General features: G+C 43.0%; 28 protein-coding genes. 7 read left to right on the forward strand and 21 right to left on the reverse strand.

The annotated features are described in order from the left end of the window. Positions 1-182 precede the first annotated feature (182 nt). From EJA10_RS07330 to EJA10_RS07340, 3 genes are all read right to left on the reverse strand, one after another. Entirely contained in the window at positions 183-1,580 is a 1,398-nt protein-coding gene (locus EJA10_RS07330; protein WP_125479340.1) for a Na+/H+ antiporter NhaC family protein, read from the reverse strand. Positions 1,581-1,933: 353 nt separating this feature from the next. Further along, positions 1,934-2,896 (reverse strand): EAL domain-containing protein, encoded by a 963-nt coding sequence (locus EJA10_RS07335; RefSeq protein WP_125479341.1) that lies wholly within the window; start codon positions 2,894-2,896, stop codon positions 1,934-1,936. A 115-nt stretch (positions 2,897-3,011) separates the two neighbouring features. Beyond that, complete coding sequence (locus EJA10_RS07340; RefSeq protein ID WP_125479342.1) at positions 3,012-4,583, reverse strand: peptide chain release factor 3; 1,572 nt, start codon at positions 4,581-4,583, stop codon at positions 3,012-3,014. A 148-nt stretch (positions 4,584-4,731) separates the two neighbouring features. Between EJA10_RS07340 and EJA10_RS07345 the strand changes: the two genes are divergently transcribed. Then, on the forward strand, positions 4,732-5,607 hold the full coding sequence (locus EJA10_RS07345; protein WP_125479343.1) for a metal-dependent hydrolase: 876 nt from the start codon (positions 4,732-4,734) through the stop codon (positions 5,605-5,607). 43 nt (positions 5,608-5,650) lie between these two features. Here EJA10_RS07345 and EJA10_RS07350 read toward each other — a convergent pair whose 3' ends face one another. The 5 genes from EJA10_RS07350 to treP all read right to left on the reverse strand — a co-directional run bounded on the left by EJA10_RS07350 (position 5,651) and on the right by treP (position 11,556). Then, positions 5,651-5,863, reverse strand: coding sequence for a hypothetical protein (locus EJA10_RS07350; RefSeq protein WP_125479344.1), 213 nt, complete (start codon positions 5,861-5,863; stop codon positions 5,651-5,653). A gap of 226 nt (positions 5,864-6,089) precedes the next feature. Beyond that, entirely contained in the window at positions 6,090-7,271 is a 1,182-nt protein-coding gene (locus EJA10_RS07355; RefSeq protein ID WP_125479345.1) for an alanyl-tRNA editing protein, read from the reverse strand. 354 nt (positions 7,272-7,625) lie between these two features. Beyond that, on the reverse strand, positions 7,626-8,036 hold the full coding sequence (locus tag EJA10_RS07360; RefSeq protein ID WP_125479346.1) for a YugN family protein: 411 nt from the start codon (positions 8,034-8,036) through the stop codon (positions 7,626-7,628). A gap of 375 nt (positions 8,037-8,411) precedes the next feature. Then, a complete protein-coding gene (gene treC, locus EJA10_RS07365) occupies positions 8,412-10,097 on the reverse strand; it encodes an alpha,alpha-phosphotrehalase (protein WP_125479347.1) in 1,686 nt (561 codons plus the stop codon). A 43-nt stretch (positions 10,098-10,140) separates the two neighbouring features. Next, a complete protein-coding gene (gene treP, locus EJA10_RS07370) occupies positions 10,141-11,556 on the reverse strand; it encodes a PTS system trehalose-specific EIIBC component (protein ID WP_125479348.1) in 1,416 nt (471 codons plus the stop codon). A 289-nt stretch (positions 11,557-11,845) separates the two neighbouring features. On the opposite strand from treP, the gene EJA10_RS07375 reads away from it, so the two are divergent. Together EJA10_RS07375 and EJA10_RS07380 are read left to right on the forward strand one after the other, a co-directional pair. Next, positions 11,846-12,295, forward strand: a complete 450-nt coding sequence (locus EJA10_RS07375) for a YkvA family protein (RefSeq protein ID WP_125479349.1) — start codon at positions 11,846-11,848, stop codon at positions 12,293-12,295. Positions 12,296-12,553: 258 nt separating this feature from the next. Further along, on the forward strand, positions 12,554-12,796 hold the full coding sequence (locus EJA10_RS07380; RefSeq protein WP_125479350.1) for a hypothetical protein: 243 nt from the start codon (positions 12,554-12,556) through the stop codon (positions 12,794-12,796). 46 nt (positions 12,797-12,842) lie between these two features. Here EJA10_RS07380 and EJA10_RS07385 read toward each other — a convergent pair whose 3' ends face one another. The 11 genes from EJA10_RS07385 to EJA10_RS07435 all read right to left on the reverse strand — a co-directional run bounded on the left by EJA10_RS07385 (position 12,843) and on the right by EJA10_RS07435 (position 21,746). After that, a complete protein-coding gene (locus EJA10_RS07385; protein WP_125479351.1) occupies positions 12,843-13,712 on the reverse strand; it encodes a carbohydrate ABC transporter permease in 870 nt (289 codons plus the stop codon). Then, a complete protein-coding gene (locus EJA10_RS07390; protein WP_125479352.1) occupies positions 13,709-14,704 on the reverse strand; it encodes a carbohydrate ABC transporter permease in 996 nt (331 codons plus the stop codon). The genes EJA10_RS07385 and EJA10_RS07390 overlap by 4 nt, the downstream gene beginning before the upstream one ends. Positions 14,705-14,808: 104 nt before the next feature. Next, positions 14,809-16,107 (reverse strand): ABC transporter substrate-binding protein, encoded by a 1,299-nt coding sequence (locus tag EJA10_RS07395; protein WP_125479353.1) that lies wholly within the window; start codon positions 16,105-16,107, stop codon positions 14,809-14,811. A gap of 364 nt (positions 16,108-16,471) precedes the next feature. Next, a complete protein-coding gene (locus tag EJA10_RS07400) occupies positions 16,472-17,089 on the reverse strand; it encodes a hypothetical protein (protein WP_125479354.1) in 618 nt (205 codons plus the stop codon). After that, the gene (locus tag EJA10_RS07405) at positions 17,073-17,600 is read right to left on the reverse strand and encodes an RNA polymerase sigma factor (RefSeq protein WP_246017712.1); all 528 of its coding nucleotides are present in this window, start codon (positions 17,598-17,600) and stop codon (positions 17,073-17,075) included. The genes EJA10_RS07400 and EJA10_RS07405 overlap by 17 nt, the downstream gene beginning before the upstream one ends. A gap of 187 nt (positions 17,601-17,787) precedes the next feature. Beyond that, positions 17,788-17,913 (reverse strand): YjcZ family sporulation protein, encoded by a 126-nt coding sequence (locus EJA10_RS07410; RefSeq protein ID WP_125479356.1) that lies wholly within the window; start codon positions 17,911-17,913, stop codon positions 17,788-17,790. A gap of 36 nt (positions 17,914-17,949) precedes the next feature. Next, positions 17,950-18,054, reverse strand: coding sequence for a YjcZ family sporulation protein (locus EJA10_RS07415; RefSeq protein ID WP_125479357.1), 105 nt, complete (start codon positions 18,052-18,054; stop codon positions 17,950-17,952). 168 nt (positions 18,055-18,222) lie between these two features. Further along, positions 18,223-18,588, reverse strand: coding sequence for a hypothetical protein (locus EJA10_RS07420; RefSeq protein WP_125479358.1), 366 nt, complete (start codon positions 18,586-18,588; stop codon positions 18,223-18,225). Positions 18,589-18,856: 268 nt separating this feature from the next. Beyond that, on the reverse strand, positions 18,857-19,156 hold the full coding sequence (locus EJA10_RS07425; RefSeq protein WP_170169088.1) for a metal-sulfur cluster assembly factor: 300 nt from the start codon (positions 19,154-19,156) through the stop codon (positions 18,857-18,859). A gap of 184 nt (positions 19,157-19,340) precedes the next feature. Continuing rightward, positions 19,341-20,813 carry a UDP-N-acetylmuramoyl-L-alanyl-D-glutamate--2,6-diaminopimelate ligase gene (locus EJA10_RS07430; protein ID WP_125479360.1) on the reverse strand — a complete coding sequence of 491 codons (1,473 nt, stop codon included), beginning with the start codon at positions 20,811-20,813 and terminating at the stop codon, positions 19,341-19,343. A 201-nt stretch (positions 20,814-21,014) separates the two neighbouring features. Further along, complete coding sequence (locus tag EJA10_RS07435) at positions 21,015-21,746, reverse strand: protein-glutamine gamma-glutamyltransferase (RefSeq protein ID WP_125479361.1); 732 nt, start codon at positions 21,744-21,746, stop codon at positions 21,015-21,017. Positions 21,747-22,056: 310 nt separating this feature from the next. Here EJA10_RS07435 and EJA10_RS23895 point away from each other — a divergent pair, with 310 nt between their 5' ends. From EJA10_RS23895 to EJA10_RS07450, 4 genes are all read left to right on the forward strand, one after another. Further along, positions 22,057-22,185, forward strand: coding sequence for a hypothetical protein (locus EJA10_RS23895; protein ID WP_281274479.1), 129 nt, complete (start codon positions 22,057-22,059; stop codon positions 22,183-22,185). Next, entirely contained in the window at positions 22,172-22,456 is a 285-nt protein-coding gene (locus EJA10_RS07440; protein WP_425462074.1) for a hypothetical protein, read from the forward strand. The genes EJA10_RS23895 and EJA10_RS07440 overlap by 14 nt, the downstream gene beginning before the upstream one ends. 95 nt (positions 22,457-22,551) lie before the next feature. Continuing rightward, positions 22,552-22,971 (forward strand): pyridoxamine 5'-phosphate oxidase family protein, encoded by a 420-nt coding sequence (locus EJA10_RS07445; protein WP_125479362.1) that lies wholly within the window; start codon positions 22,552-22,554, stop codon positions 22,969-22,971. 251 nt (positions 22,972-23,222) lie between these two features. Beyond that, positions 23,223-24,452 (forward strand): NAD(P)/FAD-dependent oxidoreductase, encoded by a 1,230-nt coding sequence (locus EJA10_RS07450; RefSeq protein WP_125479363.1) that lies wholly within the window; start codon positions 23,223-23,225, stop codon positions 24,450-24,452. Positions 24,453-24,491: 39 nt separating this feature from the next. On the opposite strand, the gene EJA10_RS07455 is transcribed toward EJA10_RS07450, so the two are convergent. Together EJA10_RS07455 and EJA10_RS07460 are read right to left on the reverse strand one after the other, a co-directional pair. After that, positions 24,492-25,058 (reverse strand): M15 family metallopeptidase, encoded by a 567-nt coding sequence (locus tag EJA10_RS07455; RefSeq protein ID WP_425462075.1) that lies wholly within the window; start codon positions 25,056-25,058, stop codon positions 24,492-24,494. A gap of 150 nt (positions 25,059-25,208) precedes the next feature. Then, positions 25,209-25,922, reverse strand: coding sequence for a DUF459 domain-containing protein (locus EJA10_RS07460; protein WP_125479364.1), 714 nt, complete (start codon positions 25,920-25,922; stop codon positions 25,209-25,211). Positions 25,923-26,252: the final 330 nt, after the last annotated feature.

Genomic DNA, 26,252 nt, shown 5'->3' on the forward strand with positions numbered 1-26,252 from the left:
CATTCAATCTTAATTTAAGCCATACCATTCATTTTAAATCAATTGCAATTGTAATGAAACTTTGAGCGTGTTTGTGACATAATGATTTTCTTATTGCCACTATTTATTCGTTGTCTAAAAATGCTCGATAGTTGGGACAGTTGTTGCATCGTAACAAATCGCAAATAAAAAAAAGCGGCAGCCTATGCCACCGCTTTTCTTCCTATTCTAGTTAACGTCAGCCCAGTAAACCCGGCAGTAAGAGTCAATACCGGTGACAGCAGGCAAAAGAACGCAAATGGAACATACTCGATCGTGCTCACCCCAAGGACACTGCTCAGGAAGACTCCGCAGACACTCCATGGAACCAGCGGGTTGATCACCGTGCCTGCATCCTCAAGCACACGTGAAAGGTTTTTCGGATGAAGTCCTGCTTTTTGAAAATGACCGGCAAATGTGTTTCCTGTCAGCAGAATGGACAAGTACTGCTCGCCGATTAAAAAGTTGATACCCACTGCAGATAATGCTGCGGATCCAATCAGTACCGGCACCTTTTTCAAGCTGCCCGCAAGACCCGATAGCAGTGCTGGCAGCACTCCGAGTTTGAACAGGAGCCCGCCCATGCTGAGGGCGAGAAGGACAAGCGTCACGGAAAAGAACATGCTCTCCAGTCCGCCGCGGGACAGCAGCGAATCTAATTGTTCATTTCCGCTTTGAGAAACATAGCCGGAAAATAGGATCCCTGGCAGCGTGCCCCAATCCTTCCTTTCGACGACCAACATGCTGACTAAGAGCCCAGCCATCGTACCTGCTCCAAGAGTCAGCACAGACGACATTTTCTTCACTGCCAGCAACGCGACGACCACCAAAGGAATAAGTGAGTACCAGTGTACGAGATTCATGTCCAGCAGCGTGTTCTGCAACCCTTCTAGCTTGGTGAAGTCTGCAGAGCTGAGTTCAGGTGACAATACTGCAAATAACACCAGAGAAACCAATAATGCAGGAATTGTCGTCCAGCTCATATTTTTTATATGATCGAACAAATCTGCTTTTACAGTCGAAGAAGCCAGTACAGTTGTATCTGAGAGCGGCGACATTTTATCACCAAGGAATGCACCTGACACGACTGCTCCAGCCGTAATTGCCAGTGAGAGCCCTAATGTTTCGCTGACTGCAATGAACGCAACACCGATTACCGCTGAAGTTGTCAATGAGCTGCCGATGCTCAATCCGACAACAGAAGTAACAAGAAACACGATGGCGTAGAACCACTTCCCTGTCACCAGTTCAAATGCAAGGTAGATCAACGTTGGAATCGTACCAGCAGCAATCCAGCTGCTGACAAGCATTCCGATGAAAAAGAAAATCATCACAGCTCCAAGGCCAGCCTTTGCTCCTTCTATCATTCCGTATTCCAGTTCAGCCATCTTTATTTTTTTCAGCAAACCGTATACAATCAGGCCCATGATCCCCAATAATACTGGGATATGAGGCACCAGTTCGAGTTTAATCATTCCATAGCTGATTCCCGTTAGCAGCAGCAAGATGACAACTGCGGCTTCAGACGTTTTCATTGAGATTACAGGCTTTTGGTTAAACATGATGTGATCCCTCCAATTAGTCGCAATAAATGCAAAAAGCTCTCTCACATAGGGACGAAGGAGCTCCGCGGTACCACCCTAATTGGCAAACAACCATGTCTGCCCGCTTCATTTAAAGTGCATGTTGAAGCAGTTGTATTTCGAATCATCCACTGCCTGGATTTTCAGCAACCATCCAGTCTCTTTCCGCTGCTCATGGTGAATCTACTTTTATCTGCCAGCACTGCTATTAATCTTTCGTACATAAACGCTTTTATGCATAAAAGCGATATAGAATAATATTAATATAGTATGAAAGGTTTTAAAAGTCAACAGAAAACCAGTCTTATAGAGACTGGCCATTGCAGAAACTATTATATAATGGGTTGAGGCTTCCCCAAATAATACCCCTGGGCAAGGTCTGCACCTATCTTCCGGCAATACTCCAATTCTTCTTTTCTTTCAATACCTTCTGCAAGAACGATTATATTGAGTTGTCGTGCCAATGTGATCACTTCTCCCAAAAATTCTTGTTTCTGTGCATCCTGGTCACAATGAGAGATAAATTGACGATCGATTTTCACATAATCCGGATTAAGCATCTCGAGGACTTCAAGCGTGGAGAATCCTGCACCCACATCATCAAGCGCCACCTTCATCCCCTGTCTTTTATATGTATTAAGAACATTTTTCAAGTGTTGGACATCAGTGATTTTTTCTGTTTCCACTACTTCAAAAACGAGATCGTCAGGATTGATTTGATATTTTTCAACTAACCTGAAAGTGTGCCTCAGGCAATATTCCGGGTTGTAGATGGTGGACGGCAAGAAATTGATGAAGCTTTTAATGCCAGCAGGAACTTTCTCCTTTTTTGCCTTGATCGCTGCTTCCCTTGCCCGTCTATCCAGGAGAGAAAGCAGCCCCGTCTCATTCGCGGTTTCGAATAACTTCCCAGGAGAGATTTGCTCTGGGGTTCCTGTCCTCAACAATGATTCATACCCATAAACCTGGGCATCATTCTTCAGACTTATAATAGGCTGAAGGTAACTGACCAGTTCCCCATGGCCGATCACCTTAACGATGTCCCGACTTCGAACATGCGCCAGCAACTGTTGTAAATTCAGCAGCATTAAGGGAGGCACAGTGGACATTGAAATACCAGTTTGGATAGTTGCTGCATCGCCCGCCGGGAGAGCGGCATCCTCTAGTAGTTTTTCCAGCTCTGTTAGTGAGCCATATGGCTGTATGGTCCTGCTGTAATCGCTAAAAACAAACAGGTAACCTTTTTCTAACAATTGAAACGGCAGACCGCAGTGACTGCATTCATTTCCCATCATGTTCCTCCAGATAATTATCTTTTAACCGGATTATACCAATACACCCATCCATATGGAAAAAAGAACTCTCTGGACATGAAAAAACCGGCATTTCATAATGCCGGTTTTTCCTTTATTAAGCATCCATTGGATTATAGAGTTTAACCTCAGGATTCTTATCCTGGAACCATCTTAATGCGAATTCATTTTCAAACAGGAATACCTTCTTGTCAAATCGGTCGGCAACAAGCAGGCTCCTTGAGCTGGAAAGGTTCTCATTGACATCGTCTCCCTCAATCCAGCGGGCGATTTTCGATCCCTGTCTTTCCATCAGAACTTCAACATTATATTCGTTGCGCATCCTTGCCTCGAATACTTCAAATTGAAGCTGACCGACGGCGCCAAGCAGGTACTCTTCAGTTTTCAGCGTCTTGAAGAGCTGGATGGCTCCCTCCTGTACAAGCTGCTGGATCCCTTTATGGAAATGCTTTTGCTTCATGACGTTCTTCGCAGAAACCCTGACGAATAGTTCAGGAGTGAATTGCGGAAGCCTCTCATATTGGAATGCTTCCTTGCCCGAGACAATTGTATCGCCAATCTGGTATGTGCCTGGATCATAGAGTCCGATGATGTCCCCGGCAACAGCTTCTTCAACAGTACTGCGGTCATCTGCCATGAACTGGGTCGACTGTGCAAGCTTCATCGACTTTCCCGTCCTGCTGAGCTGGACTGTCATGCCACGCTCAAACTTCCCTGAACAGATTCGCAAAAATGCAATCCTGTCGCGGTGAGCAGGATTCATGTTTGCCTGGATTTTAAAGATAAATCCTGAAAACTCATCCGAAAGCGGATCAACTTCACCAGCAGTCGAATTCCTTGCCTGCGGCACCGGTGCAAATTGCAGATAAGAATCAAGGAATGTCTGTACTCCGAAGTTCGTCAGGGCACTTCCGAAAAATACAGGAGTCAAAGTTCCGTCAGCGATCCTTTCCTTAGAAAATTCATTACCGGCTTCATCAAGGAGCATGATCTCTTCCAGAGTCTGATCATATAATGAAGATTCTTTTAACGAATGATCTCCATCGATTTCGCCATCTTCGGTAAGCGGAATGAACCGCTTGTCTTCCTCAACACGGAACTGTTCGATCCGGGTGTTGAAACGATCATAGATTCCGAGGAATTCCTTCCCCATCCCGATTGGCCAGTTCATTGGATACGATTCAATTCCAAGGACCTCTTCCAATTCAGCCAGCAGCTCAAGGGGCGCTTTTCCCTGGCGGTCAAGCTTGTTGATAAAAGTGAAGATCGGGATCCCTCTCATGCGGCAAACCTTGAAAAGCTTGAGAGTCTGATCCTCAATCCCCTTCGCAGAGTCTATAATCATCACAGCGCTGTCAACTGCTGTTAACGTTCTGTAAGTGTCTTCAGAGAAATCCTGGTGACCAGGTGTATCAAGGATATTCACTTTAAATCCGTCATAATCGAACTGCATGACGCTGGATGTGACGGAGATTCCGCGCTGCTTTTCGATTTCCATCCAGTCACTTGTCGCAAATTTACCTGTCTTTTTAGCTTTTACCGTACCAGCATCGCGGATGGCACCGCCGAACAGCAGGAGTTTTTCCGTAAGTGTCGTTTTCCCGGCATCCGGGTGGGAAATAATCGCAAAGGTTCTGCGTGATAATACTTCATCTTTTAATTTTTTCATATTTAAATGTTTCCTTTCTGTTAAAGGCAAAATTCCTCATAAAATTAATCTTATCTTTCTCGGGGAAAGTTTGCAATCCTGCAATTGCATATCAGAACTTTTAAAAATTTCCCTGAAACGATTATAATAGAAATTCAGGAGGTGCGGCATGGATTCAATTACCCATACTTTATTCGGTTTGGCCTTATATGGCGCCGTTGATAAGACTGATATGGAAAAAAATCAAAAACGGGCCTATCTGCTGACTGCAGTCGGAGCGAGCCAGATTCCTGACATAGATGTCATTTCCCAGCTTTGGGACAACGAAGGCCTTTATCAGATGTGGCACAGGGGCATTACTCATTCGATCTTCCTTACCCCGGTTTGGGCACTGATCTTTCTTTTACTATCCTTTCTTCTTTTCAAAGTAAAAGACCTGAAACTATTTTTCCTTGGATGGGTGGCAGTCGCCATCCATAACTCGAGTGATTTGTTCAATGCATGGGGAACTGGGTACCTGGAGCCTTTTTCCAGCATAAGGATCACATTCGGAACAATTCCCATCATTGACTTCGTCTTTTGGATCATCTTTGCAGGGGCTTTTATTGTTTCTAGGAAAAACAAAGCAAAGAGTCCTCGATTTTTCAAGTTGGCCTGGGTATTCATTGCCCTGCATGTCATTGTCCAAAGTGTCCAGGGCTGGATGCTCTACAATCAATACGAGGACGATTATGAACAGATTGCCCTTTCGGCTGGCTTTATCCCATGGACGTATACCGTCATCACGAAAAATGACAGCGAGGTTGCCATTTATCAGGACAATCTGTTTAGCGATCGTAAACTCCAATATGAGATATCTTCCGCTGAGGAAGCGGATCTTAATGGGCTTTTCGAGGAGAAGCCTGAGGCAAGGACGCTCTATGAATGGTCACCTTTTGTCGTCATCGTCGATGATGGCGAAAGACTTGGAGTATATGATCCTCGGTTTTACCGAAACGGACAGTCCTTCTTGTTTGAGTACATTGATAAAACCCAGACAAATTAAAATGAAAGAGCAGCCCGAGGGCTGCTCTTGTTCTATCTATAATCTACATTCTAGCTTCTATATCTTCCATCATCTCATCGATTGTGTCAGTAACTTCACCTGTTCTCCTGGCGACAGCAATAGTGAACTCCAATAATTCCTTATATTTTTCTACTGGAATCATCGAATTCGTTTTCTCGTATTCATTCACTTTCAGACCGAGATTTTGCAGGATCATGATTGCTTCTTCTACAGATCCTTTTTCAATATCAAACATTCTGATTCCCCCTATTTCTCTGGTTGAATTCCATTATGAGGGAGTTAAACCCTTTTTTAAATGGTAAAACTTTCATTTATAACCAATCCAACTGTAAAAAATAGGTTGAAAGTCTTTGTTTTCTAGATTTGTTACATAAAAATGGTGATAAAGCTGTTTTCACCTGCAAAATCACTTCCCACGACCCAGGCCTATCCTCCCTATTTTCTTCAAGCTTTGTTCAAAATCAGCGTATTTTCTCAAGTAACTGACTGAGGAATTGCTCACCCCGGATCAACCTTCCTCCACCCTGGACAAGGAAGTCATTTCCTCCTCCCTTACCATCAATGATCGCCAATGCCTCTTTGTTCCACCTTTTAAGGTCTGCTTCAGCCTGCTTGCCCCGTGCAAATACAAATTGGAGCTTATCTTCATTTTCTGCTGCCAGCAGGAAAACTCGGTCCTCAGCCTGAGAAACCAGCAATCTGGCCAGCTTCTGCAATTCCTGAATCGTTCTGTTCTGAAAAACCTTGCTGACAATCATTCCTGTTCCCGCGTCAACGAGTTCGGCAGCTTCGTATCTTAATAGCTGTTCCCTGGATTCTTCTATCATTTTATCCAACTCTTTTCGCTGTTCTAGCATCCGTTTAACGGCATCTGCCATATCCTGTTCTGGAGCATTCAACAAAGCCGTCAGCTCTTGCAGAACTGTATGCTTTTTGCCAAGCTGTTCAAGTACCCTTCTCCCGCAGACGAACTCAATGCGGACCATCTTCTTTTGCCTTTCCCACCCGAGGATTTTCAAAGAAGTGACCTGGCCCGTGCTGTCAGGATGCGTGCCGCCGCAGCCATTGTAATCAAATTCCGGAATGATGACGAGCCGGATATCCTCCGTGACAGAAAGCTCTTTCCTGAGCTTATATCTCCTCACTTCTTCGGAATTGACCCATTTCGTCAGAATGGGGCGATTTTCAAGGATGATCTGATTCGCGAGTTCTTCAGCAGCCTGTGCTTCATGTGCCGATAATGATTCTGTCTCGAGGTCGATCGTAAGGGTCTCTTTACCAAGATGAAAGCTGACTGTTTTGTAGCCAAACAAGTCTTCAAAAGCGGCAGATAAAATATGCTGCCCGGCGTGCTGCTGCATATGGTCAAAACGCCTCTCCCAATCAATCTCTCCTTCTATTTCAGTTGATTCCTCCAGCTTTGCATCTATGTAATGACGGATTTCGCCGCCTGTTTCCTCGACATCCACTACCTTCACAGCATTCAGCGTACCCGTATCGAACGGCTGCCCTCCGCCTGTTGGATAAAAAGCAGTCTGAGACAGCACAACATAAAGCCGTCCATCTTCATCATGCTCCTGCTTTAGAAGCTCAGCTGTAAAGCTTTTCATATAAGCATCTTGATAATACAATTTTTGTTCCATTTCAATTTCACACTCCATATCCATGCTAGTTAATCTTTTATAACGCACCATAAAAGATGCTTATTTTTCATTATGGTCATTCCTTCTCCACATAATGAAGTACTTTTTTGAATAAGAATCCAGTTTCTGTATCTAAAAACACCTTTCTAAAGATGAGAAGTAAAACTTACCGACCACAATTCTCAATATATCAGCGGATTTCCGAATATATCGGCCACATTTTCCATTATATCAGCGAATTTCTAATTATATCGACCACTTTCCCCGATATATCGGCCAACCGTGTTTTTCGCCATCCTTTTGTTAGGAAATAACAAAAGACAGCTCCCTTAATCGGAAGCTGTCCTTGTCATTTTATATTCCGGTCAATGCCTGTTCTGCTTTACTGATCAATGTTTTCCCGCGCTCAACATACTCTTCTGGGAACGGCGCATCCTTGTCGGCTGGGGTCTTGAATTGGTCAATTGATCCTGTTAGCGGCCCAATATTGCCCTCTTCATCAACATCTGTATCGAACTGATGGTCCAGCAGGAACGGAGTCCCGATTTGCACGATGGTATTGTCATCATCCAGCTCGCCGCCAGTAGACTGGAATGGAATCCGGACATACTGCTGGTCACCGTGGTCATCATTCATTTTATAATCAATATACGCATGATCGTACTCCCAATTTCCATTGACAGTAAAACCGATCGGCTCAAGTTTTTGCTTCAATTCCCCAACCGGCAGCTCTTTGCCTTCTATATTCGACTGAATTGGTATCATGTTACAGACCTCATTTCATATTAGGATGGTATATGTTCTTTTTCCACCTGGAAATGCCAGTCAAACATGCTCCAGCATACTGTGTTTTTTTAAAGAAGTGAGATATAATCTCCAATCTTTGCGTAAGTCCTTCAAAATGGTCACCATCGCGACCTGATCACCAGCACTCCCTGCATTTTTCCCCGTCATCACTACGAAATGAACGCTTTTCACTACGTTTTGCGCCTCTATCACTACGAAATCGTAGAGAATCACTACGCTTTTTGCCTCTATCACTACGAAATCAGCAATTATCACTACTTTTAACAATTTATGTAAACAATAACTCCTACCAATGTAAAAAAAGTGGAGACATTCAATGCCTCCACGGTAAAATTATTTCGTTAAGTGATACACAACTGATTCATACGGGCGAAGAGTGAAGTTCCTAACGTCTTCTGATGAATCTTCATAGTTAGATAACAGAACCTTTGCCTGGTACCTGTCAACATCAACATGACTTGGCAATTCAAACCTGGTGTCTTTTCCATAAAAATTGTTCACGACCAACAGTTTCTCATCCTGTCCATTCCTGATATAGGCAAAGAGATCTGGATGTTCTTCAAGGATGAGCTCATAATCACCATATGTGATAAGATCGAACTGCTTTCGCAGCTGGATCAACTTCTTATAATGGTAGAAAACAGAATTCTCATCGGCGAGAGCATTTTCCACGTTGATTTCCTCGTAATTCTTCGCCACATTGATCCATGGCGTTCCTTTTGTGAAACCAGCATGTTCTGTGCCATTCCATTGGACTGGTGTTCTTGAGTTGTCTCTTGATTTGCTTTGCAAAATTTTCAGGATTTCTTCTTCCGACAAGCCCTCTTCCAATTTGATCTTGTACATATTCAACGACTCAACATCGCGATAGTCTTCGATTTTATCAAAATAAGGGTTCGTCATCCCGATTTCTTCACCCTGATAGATGTATGGTGTTCCCTGCAGCATATGGATGGCTGTTGCGAGCATTTTTGCGGATTCACGATGGTACTTGCCATCATCTCCATAACGGGAAACCACCCGCGGCTGGTCATGATTGCACCAGAACAAGGCATTCCATCCGCCGCCTTTGTGCATTTCAACCTGCCATAGCGACAGGATACGCTTGAGTGCAAGAAAATCGAAATCCGCCTGTGACCATTTGTCTCCATTTTTATAATCAACCTTTAAATGATGAAAATTAAAGGTCATGCTCAATTCTTTCCGTTCCGGGTTGGAATACTTGATGCAGTGGTCGATCGTCGTTGAAGACATCTCGCCGACCGTCATGCTGTCATACTTTGAAAGTACCTCACGATTCATTTCCTGAAGATACTCATGTACTTTCGGGCCGTCTGTGTAAAATTTGCGTCCGTCCCCAGGAGGCACTGATCCATCGTCGTCCGGGAAATCCTGGTCTTTCGAGATCAAGTTGATGACATCCAGCCTGAAGCCGTCGACTCCTTTTTTGAACCAGAAATGCATCATGTCATACACTTCTTGTCTAAGCTGCTCGTTCTCCCAGTTCAAATCAGCCTGTGTCACATCGAACAGGTGTAGATAATACTGTCCTGTGGCCTCATCATATTGCCAGGCATTTCCGCCAAATTTGGATTCCCAGTTGGTCGGGGCACTGCCGTCTTCTTTCGGGTCTTTCCATATATAGTAGTTTCGGTAAGGACTGGTTTTCGATTTACTGCCGTCCTGGAACCACTCGTGCTCAGTTGATGAGTGGTTCACGACGAGGTCCATGATGATTTTGATGCCACGCTGGTGTGCTTCATCAAGAAGACGGTCGAAGTCTTCCATCGCTCCGTATTCTTCATATATCTTAAAATAGTCCCTGATATCATAACCATTATCACGCTGCGGTGAATCGTAGATTGGTGTCAGCCAAATCACGTCCACACCCAGCTCCTTCAGATAATCAAGTTTGGCGATAATCCCCGGAAGGTCGCCTGTTCCATTGCCAGTCGTGTCATAAAAGCTCTTTGGATAGATTTGATAAACGACCGACTTTTTCCACCATGGTTCAGTCATGATAATACATCCACCTCCATCAGGATTCGTTCTCTAGCTGCAATTAAGCCTCTTTATTCTTCCTTGTTTTAGCAAAAATGAACGTCAGTACGAAAGGTACGACAAGCGCGATTCCCATCCCAATGAAGAATACTCCCCAAAACTCAGTGAAGATAGACAGGAATGCCGGCAGGCCGCCAACACCGATCGATGGTGCTTGTACGCCACTAAGCGTAATGACAATCCCAGCGATTGCTGACCCGATGATCGCTGCAATGAATGGATATTTATAACGAAGGTTCACCCCGAACATTGCTGGTTCGGTGATTCCAAGCCATGCAGAAATCGCAGATGTCATTGAAAGACCTTTTAATTTCTCATTGTTTCGATCCGCAAACATCATCGCAAATGCAGCAGAGCCCTGTGCAATATTTGAAAGAGCCACCATCGGCCACAAGAATGTTCCGCCAATCGTGCCAATCAGCTGCAGGTCTACTGCAAGGAAAGTATGGTGCATACCTGTAATGACGAGCGGTGCATATAAACCGCCATAGATCAGACCGCCAATCGCAGGTACCGCGTCGAAAATGCCAACAACACCATTCGTGATCATATTACCAATAGCAAATGTGATTGGTCCAATCACAATAAATGATAGGAAACCAGTGATCAATAATGCAAGCGGAGCTACTGTCAGCAGCTGAAACGCGTCAGGAATCCGCTTGCGAAGGAAAATTTCCATCTTTGCCAGTACATAAGATGCAAGCAAGACAGGCAACACTTGTCCTTGATAACCTACCTTTTCAACTGATAAACCAAACAAGTTCCATGTTGGAATCTCGCCCTCCTGCTGGGCCGCACCATATCCCCATGCATTCAACAGATCCGGATGCACAAGCATCAGACCGAGGACGATACCGAGCAATGGACTTCCGCCAAATTTATTGACCGCACTCCAACCAATCAAGCCCGGCAGGAATACGAATGCAGTATTTGCAATCAAGTTGATGATGCTGGCAAAGTCAGCCCATCCGGTATAAACATCGATGAGTGCCTGGCCTTCGAAAAAGATATCCTTTCCAGTCAGGATATTGTTAATTCCCATTAACAGACCAGCTGTCACGATCGCTGGCAGGATTGGGATGAAAATATCTGCAAGCGTCTTGATTGCCCTTTGCAAAGGGTTCAGGTTTTGGGCTGCGGCATCCTTGATGTCCTCTTTCGAAGCCTCGCCAATCCCTGTAATCGCAACCATTTCCGCATAGACCTTATCGACAAGCCCCTGACCAATAACAACCTGATATTGTCCATTCGCTGAAAATGAACCTTTTACCAAATCAATATTCTCCAGTTTTTCCTTGTCCACTTTGCCTTCATCCTTCAAGGCAAAGCGAAGCCTTGTGACGCAGTGGGTGGCAGCGGCGATGTTTTCTTTGCCGCCAATCGCCTCGACGATTTGTTCAACACCTTCTCGATTCATTTCTTTCTCCTCCTGTTACCGTTTTCATTTCCTATAATAAAAACATTGCTATAAATCCAACATCTTGTATATACATGTTGTTGATTACGTTTACATTTTACTTGTATATACAAGACAAGTCAACTATTTTAATCACCCTATAAAGTTCCCTTATTCTGCATTTCAAAACAGTTTTTATTAAAATTGGATCTGGTGCGAAAATAATTACCAATTCCTTCGCATGTTTGGATTGAACTTCCGCATGGGTAAAAATAATAAATAAGGATTTTTCTCAGGAAGGATGTTTGAAATGTTGGGAACCAAGAAAATCGGAGATGGCTATAAAAGATTTGAAACAAAGGCAAAAGAGTACGTTAAACGACCGGAAAAAACAGATACCCTTTTAAGTGCTGCAAGCAGGAAAGCTGATGAGAAAAAGAATTCCCTGCCTGAAGTTTGGGACAACCTTCAGCTTTTATTTGATTTGGTAAGTGCCTGGCGCAGAGGAGATTACAAGAAAATCCCGACCGGATCGATCCTGACCATCATTGCTGCGATTATATATTTTGTCTCTCCCATCGACATCATTCCCGATTTCATCATAGGGCTGGGGTTTGTTGATGATGCAGCTGTAATTGGTTTTGTATTAAAACAAATCACTGCTGACTTGGAAAAATTCCGGATATGGAAGGAAGAACATGCTGCAGATGGTCTCATCATTGATGAAAACAAACTTGAAGAAAATACGCAAAACATGTAAAACCCGCCCACATGGCGGGTTTTTTCAAAATTGGCTGCACTTTTCTCGCTGAGCCTTATACTAGTAAACACCTAAAAAAATCTGCTAGCCGATGAAGCTTAAGTTGGGAAAAGTTCGGCTTGTCTTCTAGGTCTAAAGTGTGTTTATAAGGATTAAATCTTTTGTCCTATTCTAAACCCCTTATTCATTCAGTATTTTTAAGTAATAGTAAATTTTTTACAAGATTTGTTTTGATAAAAAATATAAGGGGGAAGAATCATGCAAAAGCTGTTGATGCTTACGTTTGTCCTGCTGCTTGTATTCTCCGGTTCTGTTATTGCCTCTCCTTCATCGAATGGTTCATCCAATGCAGTCACTAGCCCGATTGAGGCTTACAAAAGCGAATCCGAGGTCAACACTGCTGGCTATCTGTGCTGGCAATGTACGAAATGGGCGTACTATAACGGTTATAGAACCTGCGTATCAGGAGTTTGGCTGACTAGCTGTCCTGTTGCAGGGTAATTCACGCAAAAGGATGCCAAATTTGGCATCCTTTTTGTTACCATATTTATCCTTTTGTACCTGATGAAATATTGGAACCTTCAATGAAATATCTTTGGAAAAAGAAAAACAGCAAGACTACCGGCAGCAGGACGGTCACGGACATGGCCATTAAATAATGCCATTGTGTCTGTACAGTCCCCTTGAAGGTCTGCAAACCGATTTGCAGTGTATACATGCTTTCATCATTGATGTAAAGCAATGGTCCCAGCAGGTCATTCCATGCGCCATTGAAAGAAAAGATTGCAACTGTAATCAGTGCAGGCTTTGTCAAAGGCAGCATGATGTGCCACCAGATTTGCAGATGCCCTGCCCCATCAAGAATTGCCGCTTCGATCAGTTCATTCGGGATGCCCATCATGAACTGACGCAGCAGGAAGATGAAAAAGGCGCTGCCCAGGAATGCAGGTACGATCAATGGAAGATAGGTGTTCACCCAGCCAAGCTTTGAAAACAGGATATACTGGGGAACCATGGTCACGAAACCTGGAATAAGCATCGTGGACAGGACAATGATAAAAAGCGTATTCCTGCCCTTGAACCTGATTTTAGCGAACGCATAAGCAACGAGTGAGTTGACAAGCACGCTGCCGATAGTGCCGACTGCTGCAATGAAGACTGTATTCATTGCCCAGCGCGTAAATGGCGCTGTCTGCCAAGCCTCCACATAATTGCTGAAATTGAACTCCTTCGGGATGAACGTCGGAGGATACTGGGCAATTTCAGCCGGTGATTTTAACGAAGTCGAAATCATCCACCATAATGGCATCAAAATCAGAGTACTCCCGGCAATGAGCAGCAAAGTGACAAAGGTAAGTTTGACGTTTTCTTTGAATTTTTTCGTTTCATAAAATCTTGGTGCTGTTGCCTGACTCACTTGCCATCTCCTCCTTCATAATGTACCCAGCGCTTTCCGAGCTTCATATTTAGCACGGTCAGAATCATGACAATAATGAAGAGCAGCCACGCCATTGCTGAAGCGTATCCCATGTCAAATACTTCAAACGCGTTGTTCCACATATGCAAATTGTAGAATAATAGAGAGTTTCCTGGCCCTCCGCTGCCATTCTCGGTCATCACATAGGCTTCCTGGAAAATTTGGAAAGAACCGATCGTACTGGTGATCACATCGAAGAAGATAATCGGTGAAATCATCGGCAATGTGATATGGTAAAACTTCTGCCACGCAGTTGCTCCCTCAATATCTGCGGCTTCATACATCTGAGACGATACCCCTTGCAGGCTGGCCAAGTACAGGAGCATTCCCCCGCCTACACTCCACATCTTCATCAGAAGAAGCGCTGGTTTAGTCCATTCTGGGTCGAACAGCCAGGCAGGACCTTCAATTCCAAACCAGCCAAGCATTGTATTGACGAGGCCTGTAGATGGGCTCAATAGCTGCATCCAAAGGAAATAGACTGCCACGCCCGATAATATAGCAGGCAGATAGTAGATTGTCCTGAAAAACTTCATCCCTTTAACTTTTTGATTTAATAAAACGGCCAGCAGGATGGCTCCCGCTGTTGTTAGCGGTACGGAAAAAATAACATAATAAATTGTATTATAAAGAGAAGTGCGGAATAAATCGTCCATTGTAAACATGCGCTTGTAATTCTCTAAGCCGATGAAGTTCATTTTCGATGTAATATTGTAATCTGTAAAACTTGCAGCCAGGCTGAATAATAGCGGTCCAAGTGTAAGGCCAAGGAAACCGATGATCCATGGTGAAATGAACAAATATCCAGCAAGATTATCTTTGGCTTTCCTGCTGAGCCCCTTCTTCTTGACAGCGGCATTGGTGCTTTTCCGTTCCGGGATGATGTTGGTCCCCGCTTCCCTGTGTGCCAATGTACTTTCTGAAGACTTCATACTTCCTAACCCCCCTATGCATTACCGGTTGAATTTGAAGACTATTCCGAAAACTAAATGATCTATTAAAAAGAGAAGGGCCGCTCGCGCCTTCTCTTTCTCTATTATTTCTTTTTCATTTTCTCTACATCGTTTTCCGCTTTTTCCAATGCCTTTTCAGGTGTGGTTTTGCCTAATAGGGCATTATCGATTTGCGGATTGATTCTGCTATGATAATCAGGATACTCAACAGGCACCGGGAACATCTTAGTCTGCTCAAGATTCTTCACTGTCGCTTCATAGACCATTTTGTCCGGACCTTTAAGTTCCTCTATCGTCGCCTCAGCGGCTTCAATATTGGCCACATTGTCATAGTTCTTGACTGCCCAGTATTTCTGAGCTTCAGGACCAGTCAAGTATTTGATGAAATCCATTGCTTCCTCAGGATTCTTTGCACCTTTAGGGATCTCCGCAACAAAACCTCCGCCTTCCGCCCAGTTCCCTGCTCCTTCCTCATACTCAGGAAGTGGTGCGACACCAAATTCAAGATCCTGTCCATAATCTCTTAGCTGTGTATAGAATGTTCCTACATCGACCCACATGGCTACTTTTTCCGCAATGAACGGGTTGGCCTGCTCGCTGCCAAATTCAGCCTGGAATGCTTGTACCGTATTTTCACCAAGGCGTTCTTTCCAGCCCAGAATCCATTCCAAAGCCTCCACCTTTTTCGGAGTATTGATTGCTAACTCGCCATTATCAATGAACCCTTTTCCACTATCAGCATTTGTCATCCAGCTGGATGCTCCGACACTTCCCCATAATGGATAGAAACCAACACGATCATACTGCTTGCCATTTTTAACATCAAGCTTCTTTGCATATTCTTCGAGCTCAGCCCAGGTTGCCGGCGGCTTTTCAGGATCCAGTCCTGCTTCCTTGAAAGCTTTTTTATTATAGAAAAGAAGACGTGTATCAGTATTGAAAGGAACTGCATATGCTTTGCCTTCATACTCGACTGTATCCCAAAGGTGAGGGTAAAACTGCTGCTTGAACGAATCGTCGATATATTTGCTTAGTTCTTCCACCTGCTTGTTCTCAGCACGCTGTGACACAGTGTTGATATCATTGATGATTACATCCGCCGGATTGCCAGCCGCTACAGAAGCAAGGTTCTTCGTCCAGATATCTCCCCAGGGAAGGAATGTGTGCTTAACGAATACCTTGTCCTGAGAATTGTTGTAGTCCTCAATGATTTTTTCAATAATCGGGCGACGTGTCTCCGATCCCCAGAACGTCCAAAAATCAACTACGACCTTCCCGTCCTGCGTTTTTTTCCCTGCATCAGCCTTCTGTTCTCCAGAACATCCAGCCAGCATGCCAATCAATAAAAATACTGCAAGAATGAATGCTAGACCCCTCTTCATGACTCTTCCTCCTGTATATTCAAGTTGAGAATGATAAATACAAACTAACTAATACCCAAGCTCGAAAAGAGCTAAACATAAAAATTTTATTAATTTTTTATTTCAATATAAAAACCAGGTTTAAATGGGAAAAACAATGCATTAATACTGATGAAGTAATTAGGGAAAGTTCTATAAAACTGAAACGCTAAAAATGCTTAAGTACGGGCTCTATAGATATAGGACCCAAATGTTGAGATTACCTGTGGAGGGACTTATAAAATAATGTTTGTAATTAAAAACGTTTTTTTGACAAAAACAACAAGCCGGGGGCTTATCTTGCCCCCGGCTTGTTTCCATACTTTCCTTCTTATCAAGCCGCACTCTAAAATGCAGCCTGTTTTTCGATTTTATCGATCAAATTTGTTACAAAAACTGACTTTCCTGAATCAATTTTGTACACCTTGGTTTCTTTTATCCGTTTGAGGTAAACCTCGCCATTATGAACCCATAACTTGCATTTATCAGGCTTCCTGTTGTCGTAAAACAACAGAAGGTCATAGCTGTCCCCCATCACCGGAGCGTTTGTCTCGGCTTTCCTGCTATTCACGGCATCATTCATCGTTTTCATCCAGACTGGATCATCAATGATTGAAACTCCCTTTCTTGTCAGGTTGGACTGGAGACTGAAGATATCGCCAGACACGGACTTGGTCATATAGGTGACTACGATGTCACTTGCTGTAAGAAGTTCTGCGGGTTTGGCCGCTGTCTGCTCACCGTAAGCAGGATTGAGCACTTGTACCAGAAGAAAGGCAGTGCAGGCCAGAATCATCGCGAAGGTCAAAAAAACGCCTGTCCAGTGGCTGAATATGTAACGATACCGTTTAGGATTCTTGCTGGCTTGAAGGATCGTGTTATAAGTTTTACGTTTCTGAATTTCTGATCTTGGGATATGATTGAGACTCCTGAAGCTATCTTCAAGTTCAAATGATTTCTTCAATTAATTCGCCTCTTCTCTTCAACTCTTTTTTTAAGGCAGCCATTGCCCGTGATGTGGTGATTTTCACTTTGCTTTCGCTCCAGCCAAGGATCAAGGCTGTTTCCCTAATCGAGAACTCCTTGATCTTCCTTAAAATCAAAACCTCCTGATAGCTTAGCTTCAGTGTTTTGATTGCTTTATACAGAAGCGATGTCTTCTCCCCTTTGACAATAATTTCTACGGGAGACGGCTGACAGCTTTGGATGACATACTTGTCCAGCGAGAAAAAGCGAAGCCTTTTTCCCCTTCTTAAATGATCAATCGCCACATTGCGGGCGATTTTCACCAGCCAGGTAAACATTTGTGATTCTCCATTGAACTGATGAATATGCTTGTACACCTTCAAAAAAGTTTCCTGGGTTAAATCCTCTGCGACTTCTTTCTTTCCGGTCAATAACAGGAGATAGCCATAAACCTTGTCACTGTATTCCTCGTATACTTTCTGGAAATGAATGCTGTAATGATCGCGCAAAATTCTCCCCCCTCTTTCAAACAGTTAGACGAATGAGAACCAAAAAGGAATCACTATTTTCAGAATTTTTTTATTTTAATTTAAAATAACAGGAATATTGCAACTTTCCATGGTGCTTATTGCCTAACTTATTTGGGAAAGGCAAAAAAAGCCTGAATGGAAATCCATTCAGGCACTTCTGCTTCCTCTAGCGACAGCAAGAACATCCTACGATAATCAAGAGGATGAACAACACAACGATTAAGACAAAACCGCTGCCATAGCCAGCTCCTCCTACACCGTAACCACCGTAACCACAGCATCCGCCGTACATTATATAACCTCCTTCTAAAAGTCGATTATTTTTAATTTAGTAACCGAAACCCCAAGAAGCTCCGATTATGATTAACAAAATGAACAAAACCACCAGTAACGCGAAACCTCCGCCGTGCCCGAATCCGCATCCATCAGACATCGTAACAACCTCCTTTTTTTATGTCCCTATATCCTATTCAGGACGTGACATTTGTGCAATTAAACACCAAAAAAAATACTAGCCCATATTCACCATGGCTAATTTTGCAGCTAATGCGCATGATGCCATATAAAAAAGAGAACCTCTGCAGGCTCTCTTTTTTCTGGTTTATACAAGTACTTCCTCTTCTTTGGAACTGGATTCATTCAAGAATTCGTATGTAATTAAAGGCGCGACAGGAATCTCCAGCCATCTTGCCACACCCGTGTTCGTCACTTTCTCCATATATACAGGCTTGCAATCTTCAAGCAGGCAAAGTTTCAAGGTTTGGAAACCGTTGAGTTCGAAAACCATTTGTTCGATTTCTTTCTTCTCCTCTGGAGTAGCGAGCACCTTTTCTTTTTTTGGCTCAAGCAGTACGACAATCAATTCCTTCCGCATCTGCTTTTCAAGCTCCATACGGGCGAAAGCCAGTTTCTTAAGAGTTCTGTTCAATTTCCACATATTGATTCCAGCTATTTTTCTATAGATCATTCTTTATGCCTCCATTTTTCCCCCAACTCTCATTCTAAAAGAGAATTCGACAGAAAGTAACAATATATTGGGGTATGGAAGAAATTCCAATCGATTTTTTGTGAAAAGAACAAAATAACATCTCGAAAAGTTAGGAACAGCAGCTGGACCAGTGTCTCGAGACCCGGAAGCTGCAGCTGGATTAAACACCACTTCCAGGTACCCACAACATAATCATTTTATATTTTCATCAAAAATTGAAAAGGCTGCATGGAGAGTCATGCAGTCTTTACAGATCAAGCAAATATTTGGCGTATCTGGACATGCGGTCCTCTGTCCACTTTGGTGCAGATACCATTTTTATATCAATATGCTCCAATTCCTTCATCCTTCCTGCCAGGTGTTCCCGGGCAGAAAGCGCAATATAATCAGCAAGCATGCAATCCTGGTTGCGCGTGGTCATTACAATTTCAACATCTCGGTCATCTTTGACACAGACCTCATAAACGAGACCAAGGTTCACAATATCAACACCAAGCATTGGCTCCTCTACTTCTTCGAGCATTTTATAGATCTCATTTTTATTCATATTGAGTACCTCCTCCCGCAATGATGAAGTCTGCTTTCTTACTTTCATCTTAAAAGAATATGGGAAAAAATTGGAGTGACACACTTCACATTTCATAGTTTTGTCATTTTATAAAGAAAAATTTGTGTCAGTTTTATTTTTCCGCAAAAAAATAACAGGCTGACGTTTCATCAGCCTGTTGGATTCAACCTATTACCTGTTGTTTGTTCTGCATTTTCTGTAAGTACTGCAATGTTCCTTTATCAGAAGTAGTCGGAAGTTCATACATGGATTGATACTCTTCCGGTCCTTTCCCGGTAATCAGGACCCATTCACCTTTTTTCGCAGTTTCCCAGGCTGTCCTGATCGCCTTGGTCCTATCTGCAATGACCCTGCCTTTATTCATGCCAAACCGGTCATTGAGCTCCTGGAGTTCCTTTATCATTTCTTCTTCAGATACTCCATTCAAGTCATCGAAAGTCAGGATGAATTCGTCACTCATCGCTGCTGATGTCTTGATCATATGCTCTCTTTTGGTCTTATCCCTTTCACCCCGGAAACCGAAAATATGATTGATTTTGACAGCCTCATGTTCTTTTGCGGCATGCAGACAATACTCAATCGCGTCTTCTGTATGCGCATAGTCGACGATGAAAGTCGCTCCTTCAGGATGAGGAATCATTTCAAAGCGACCAGGCACTCCCGGAAACGTTTTTAGAGCTTCTATAATGACATCGGGCTTGATGCCGATTTTCACTGCTGTTAAAAATGCCATTGCTGCGTTATACACATTATGCTGACCAGGTGACGGGAAGGTCAGGGAATAGAGTACGCCACCGAGCTTGATATCAAACCTGGTCTGGCCATTCAGTTTGATATCCTCTATTTTCAAATCATGACAATCATCGTACCCTATTGAATAGACAGGCATATCCTTGGCGTGAAGCAAACTGGCCAGCTCGTCACCCCATTCACTTAGCCTGCTGATGACTGCAGCTCCCTCTGGCTTCATGTAATTGTACATAAGCGTTTTTGCCTCGAAATAATCCTCGATTGTCGGGTGATAATCCAAATGATCGTGAGACAAGTTAGTAAATAATCCGTAATCAAGCTCCAAACCTTCAATTCGGTATTGCTTAAGTGCATGGGAGGAAACTTCGAGAACAACAAATTCATCATTGCTCCTGGCCATCAGCTCCTGGATTTGCAAAGCATCCGGCGTTGTATTGGAAGGCTTGTACACTTCATCATTTATAATATAAGACACAGTCCCAAGCAGCGAACAGCTCTTTCCCGCTGTCTCGAGGATGTGCTTCAAAATATAAGATACCGTTGTTTTTCCATTCGTACCGGTAATGCCAATAACTGTGTGCTTTCTCGATGGATGGTTATAAAATGTGCTGGCCGCTCTTCCCAAGGCTAGCCTGCTGTCGAAAACTTGTATATAAGGCACCTTCAGATCAAGGTCATTTTCCCCAATCACAGCTGCAGCACCTTTATCAATGGCTTCATCAATGAACTGATGCCCGTCCATTTGAAAACCAGAAATCGCCACAAATAAATCGCCAGGCTTAACTTTGCGCGAATCCATCTCGATTCCGCCAAATTCAAAGTCTGCTTCGTTCTGATATTTTTTTATACAGCCGCCGAGGGCTTTAAGCACCTTGGATAATCTCATTTCCAAAACTCCCTTTTTAAACATGACCCAAAATTCCTCAATCGGAATTTAGAAATGCATATAGTATGTCTCTTTTTATATTCCCCCGTTTTTTAAAACTATGCCTCGTAAAGTCTACTAGTTTTTTTATTTTTTTAAAATGAGGAAAACGATATAGAAAAAAAGACCGGCTTATAGCCAGTCTTTAACTCTTTTCTGGAATTATCTGTTTGAAAACTGGGACAAATACTTAAAATTAAGCCGGCTGTGCTGCTTGAGCATAAAAGCTGATCTGGTGGCTCCTTCTTTTCTGAGTGTATTCAAGGCATTGATCATTTCCTCTGCTGTCCCGATGCCAATGCCATGTCCATAATACAGTCCCTTACCTAGAAATACTGCATTTTCCCCCCGCCAAATCGGCTTGTCAAAATCCGGATTCATAAAATAAACCACATCCCCCGGAATAAATTCATTCCCTTCCATAGTAATAATGGCCAAATCAGGATCATAATTCCAATTCCAGACGAGCAGCCCTCGGAATAAGTAATTGAAATTCGAGACACGAATCGAATCCAATACAGCTTTGTAGAAAATGATCACCATCGCTGTGGAACATTCAAAGCCGTATAGCTGACCATTTTCAAAAATATCATTGATAGCATCAGAAGGCCTTACATTGGGGTTCAGCAAATAGCCCATCGGATGCTTCGTCCAATAAACCGGATTGAATTGTGAATATGTGAAGGATGTAAAAGCAACTCCAGCGTCCTTAAGCTTCAGCGAGGCTTCAATAATATTCTCACGCAGCCTGATCTCGAACAGGAGCTGAAAGACAGTATCATACTCAAACATCGTCAGGCTTTTATCAAGATAGTCGTAAATTTCCTTTTGCTTCCCAGACAAACTAAGCAGTTTTTCACTGCTGGTTCCATCTGGAAACCGGATGATGATCATCACGCTCCCCCTCCGCATTCTGTTAATTGTGCATACATAATTAACTATATGAAGGTCGAGTGCCTAAAAGACATTGGACAGGATGGATTATTGAATGAAGCAAAACTGCTACTTCTGCAGACACTTTACCTCCTGCATTATGAAAATGAAGCAATCCGCCTGGTTTCCTTCATTCGGCATCCATTTACTCTACTAAAGCTTGTTTGCGGTGGACTTAGGTTTTGAAATCTCTAAATTGACTCATCCAATTGTTTTGTTTCTTTCCTAAAGGGTATTTTTAAAATTATCACAGCTGAAGGAGGTTTTAATCATGCCAGAAAACAATCAAAAGAAAAATGACGGTTCTGTTGAACAGGAGAAAAAACAGGCTGAGAATAAGGATATAGAGCCACAGAGAGATCCTGTAAAACCTCAAGAGGAGTCTGGTGCTGATAAATAAAATCAATACTTTTCAAAGAGAGGTGATCAAGATGGAGAAGGAGTCCAAGAAGCGGGTACCGGTGGATAACACTCAAAATATGGACAACCCGGAGCAATATGAAACGGAAACCAAAAGCCTGCATGACAAATTTAAGAGTCAATTGACAGTAGATGCTATTCCGATGGAGGACCTCAAGCAGGAGATGCGCGAGGAAAAGGATAAACACAATACAAAGGATTCGTCGTCAAGCGAGAAAAAGTTCAACGTTGATTATGATAATGATCTTTAAGTTTTCCCCCTGGTAAAGCACCAGGGCTTTTTTTTTAGGTTTAGCTTGCCTTTTAACGAGAATATTAACAGTATCACCCTAAAGGAGGATGCTGAATGAGCAACCAGGAATTAAAAGACAGAGTCTCACAGATACTAGGAGAATCGAAGGTCGGCACGCTTGCGACAGTTGAGGGAAACAAGCCGCACTCTCGCTATATGACCTTTTTCAACGACGAATTGACCCTTTACACGCCAACCAGCAAAGAGACATATAAAGCAGAGGAGATTGAAAAAAATCCTCATGTCCATATCCTGCTTGGTTATGAGGGCGAGGGTGTGGGAGATGCGTATGTTGAAATCCAGGGGAAAGCGACAATTAAGGAAGACCAGACTCTCAAAGATCGCTTCTGGAATGAAAAGATGAAAAAATGGATTTCGACTCCAGAGGATCCTGATTACATTATTCTCGAAATAAAACCAGAAACAATCCGTTTGATGAATGACCATGGCGAACCGGAAACACTGGAGTTATAAGCAGAAGGAGATGGCAGCCCCATCTCCTTTTTTGGATTAAATCACTGAACTTGTCATTTTTTTGCCATATTTCACCTGGATTTTTTGTTGCTATCATCATAGTTATATCGTAATCTATTAATGAGACAAGAATGTGAATTAATTCACAATAAATAAGCACTTCTATACCCACCTTAAAAGTCTTTTTTTTTAAACTTGTCATGTGAATATTTTCACAATATAAATCATTTTACCGGAAAGAAGGAATTCTAATGAATACACCAAAAGTGGTCATCCTTGGGGCAGGGTACGGCGGGCTGATTACCAGCAGACAGCTTGAAAACACGTTGCGCAATGGTGAAGCTGATGTCACACTGATCAACAAACACGATTATCACTATATTTCCACACAGCTTCATAAAACAGGTGCAGGGACAGCTTGTGATGAGAAAATCACTTTACATATTCCTGATCTTCTTCAGACGAATAAAGTCCAGTTCAAGAAAGGAACGATTCAGGATGTGGACTTTAAAAACCAAACAGTTCGCTTAGAATCAGGTGAAGATGTCGAATATGACTACCTCTTGATCTGCCTTGGTTTTGATGTTGCAACCTTCGGCATACCGGGAGTAGAAGAAAATGCTTTTAAGATCAGGAGTTTCAGGAGCACAAAGTCCATTTACAACCATATGCTCAGGCAGTTTGCAGCCTACAAGGAAGACAAGGACCCTTCCCGCCTGACTTTTGCTGTAGCCGGAGCCGGGTTCACCGGTATAGAAATGGTTGGCGAGCTTGTCGAGACACTGCCAAAGCTTTGCAAGAAATATGACGTCCCGATTGAAGACACAAGAATAATCAATATCGAGGCGTCGGAAACGGTTCTGCCCGGTTTTGATAAAGAAGCGATTGCCTTTACTTCCCAATACCTGAAAAAGAATGGTGTAGAGTTGATGACTTCTACTAAAATTCATGAATGCACACCTGCTTCCATCATATTGGATAATGGTGAAACACTGCCATCAAGGACGTTGATCTGGTCTGGCGGCGTACGCGGCAATGCTCTATTGGAAAAGCTTGATGTGCCGGTTTCAAGAGGACGTATAGAAGTTGACGAATTCCTGAGGGTAAAAGGGATGAATAACGTCTTCTGTATCGGCGACGCAGCATTGTTCATGAAAGAAGGGCAACAACAATTGCCTCCGACTGCACAGGTTGCCATCCAGCAGGCTGAAACTTGCGGACCGAATATCGTTGCCAGTTTGCGAGGAGAGACTCTAAAAGCTTTCGAATATCACCATAAAGGAACAGTGGCTTCAATTGGCAACAGAGCTGCTGTCGGGAAAGTGTTTGGATTGAAAATCAGCGGGTTATTCGCTGCCTTTATGAAACAGGTCATAGAAGCGCGCTACCTATTCGTTCTCGGCGGACCGTCCCTGATTATCAAACAGTTCTTCAAAGCAGGTAAGCCACAATCTGAAATGGCCATTTCCAACCAAAAATAAGAACAAAAGCATCGGAGCCAAATTTGCGGTTCCGATGCTTTACTTTTGTGATGCGGTCAAAGAATCCCCAGGAGGGCGTTTCCCGCGCTTCAAGTCATTGATTGTCAGACCGAAACGCATTTCCAGGTGAGGATAGTCTTTAAAATGGCTCCAGTCCCCTCCCCACTCAAAGCCCAAATCCTTCGCAATCGCAACAACCTCAATCCAATCTGATTTCGCATTACCATTCCCATCATAGGACATATCCCAAAGGGCTTTTCCCTGTCTGTCCAGAAGCGCGAAATCAATAGCCAATCCAAAATTGTGATAGGACTCCCCGCCTCTTGCGTGGGTAACAATCTGCCCTTCTGTTGATCTTCCTTTTTCATATAAACGATCCTGCTCCTCAAAACCTCTGAACCCATCTGTGATGATGATCTTTATTCCTTTGCCCGCTGCCTGCTCGATCAACAAGTCTCTTTTTTCCTGGACAACCGGATGCAAATCTTGAGGCAATGGAACATTTTCGTTAATCTCCGGTCTGGTAAGGAACTGAAAATATAAAAGCAGGGCAATCATGACAAGCAAGAAAGTTAGAGTGGCATTACCTAAAAGCTTTATTTTCAAAGTCTAAATTCCTTTCAGCAAATCTTTTTTTCTATTATATTACGAAATCATCATGTATTTAGTTTCAATTATACTCTTTTCCATATAACACCAGAGGTGATTATTAAATAGGAACAGCCCGGACAGATCAATTGTCGGGCTGGCTTTGTCTTAATTAAATGTAAATTTTTCAAGAATACGATCGGCAATCAGATTGTAGCCTTGATCGTTCAAATGGAGCGAATCACTGAAATACTGCTGCTTCTCCACACCCCGGAACAAATCATTGGTTGGAATATAAACCATTTCCTCCTCTGCTTGAATCGCTTCTTGAATGCCTTCATTCCAGTCATCGATCACCGCTTCAATTTCCCCAAGAGACGGATAAGGGTTATAAAGTCCCAGGACGAGGATTGGAGCCTGATCATTATTTTTTCGAATGATATCAATGATCGCCTTCAGGTTCTGGATGTATACTTCCTGCCCCTTTTCCACCTTGTCCAGCTGCAGTTCCTCTAAATTTCCGCCATTGCTGTTGATCAAATCATTCGTACCGATAAAGAGGATGAAATAATCAGCCTCTTCAAGCTTCCTGGTGACCCTAATATCCGATAGCTGGGACAGAACGCCTGAAGATTCCAGTCCGTATATCGCTTCGTTGGTAAAATGGACCTCTTCCTTCGTTTGTTCATTCAATTTCTTGTCCAGTGTTTCAATATAGCCGGATCCTTTTTCATCACCATATCCGTATGTGAGCGAGTCACCAAATGCCACCACAAGAGTGTCCCCCTGTTCCTTCACAGGCTGTTTGTCATAAATGCTGAAGGCGGCAAGGATTGCAATAAAGATTATGGTGAATAGAACAAATGCTGTCTTTTTCTTCATGATGTTTTCCTTTCATCATCGTTTACGTTTTTTTACCCTTCAGCTGCAAAGTGGTAAACATACAGAAAATACTTTCGCCTCCTGCTAGGACTATAATATTATTCCTGTTAATGTGACGATCATCTTCGTGAACCCGGTTTTATCCGCACATTATTCCTGTTAATGTGATGATCATTTCAGTGACGACTGTTTTATCCGCACATTATTCCTGTTAATGTGATGATAATTCTCGTGACCCACGTTTTATCCGCACATTATTCCTGTTTATGTGACGATAATTCTCGTGACCAACCTTCTATCCGCACATTTTTCCTGTTTATGTGACGATAA

Origin of the sequence: Mesobacillus subterraneus, assembly GCF_003937825.1 — a bacterium.
In the GTDB taxonomy this organism is placed as follows: domain Bacteria; phylum Bacillota; class Bacilli; order Bacillales; family Cytobacillaceae; genus Mesobacillus; species Mesobacillus subterraneus.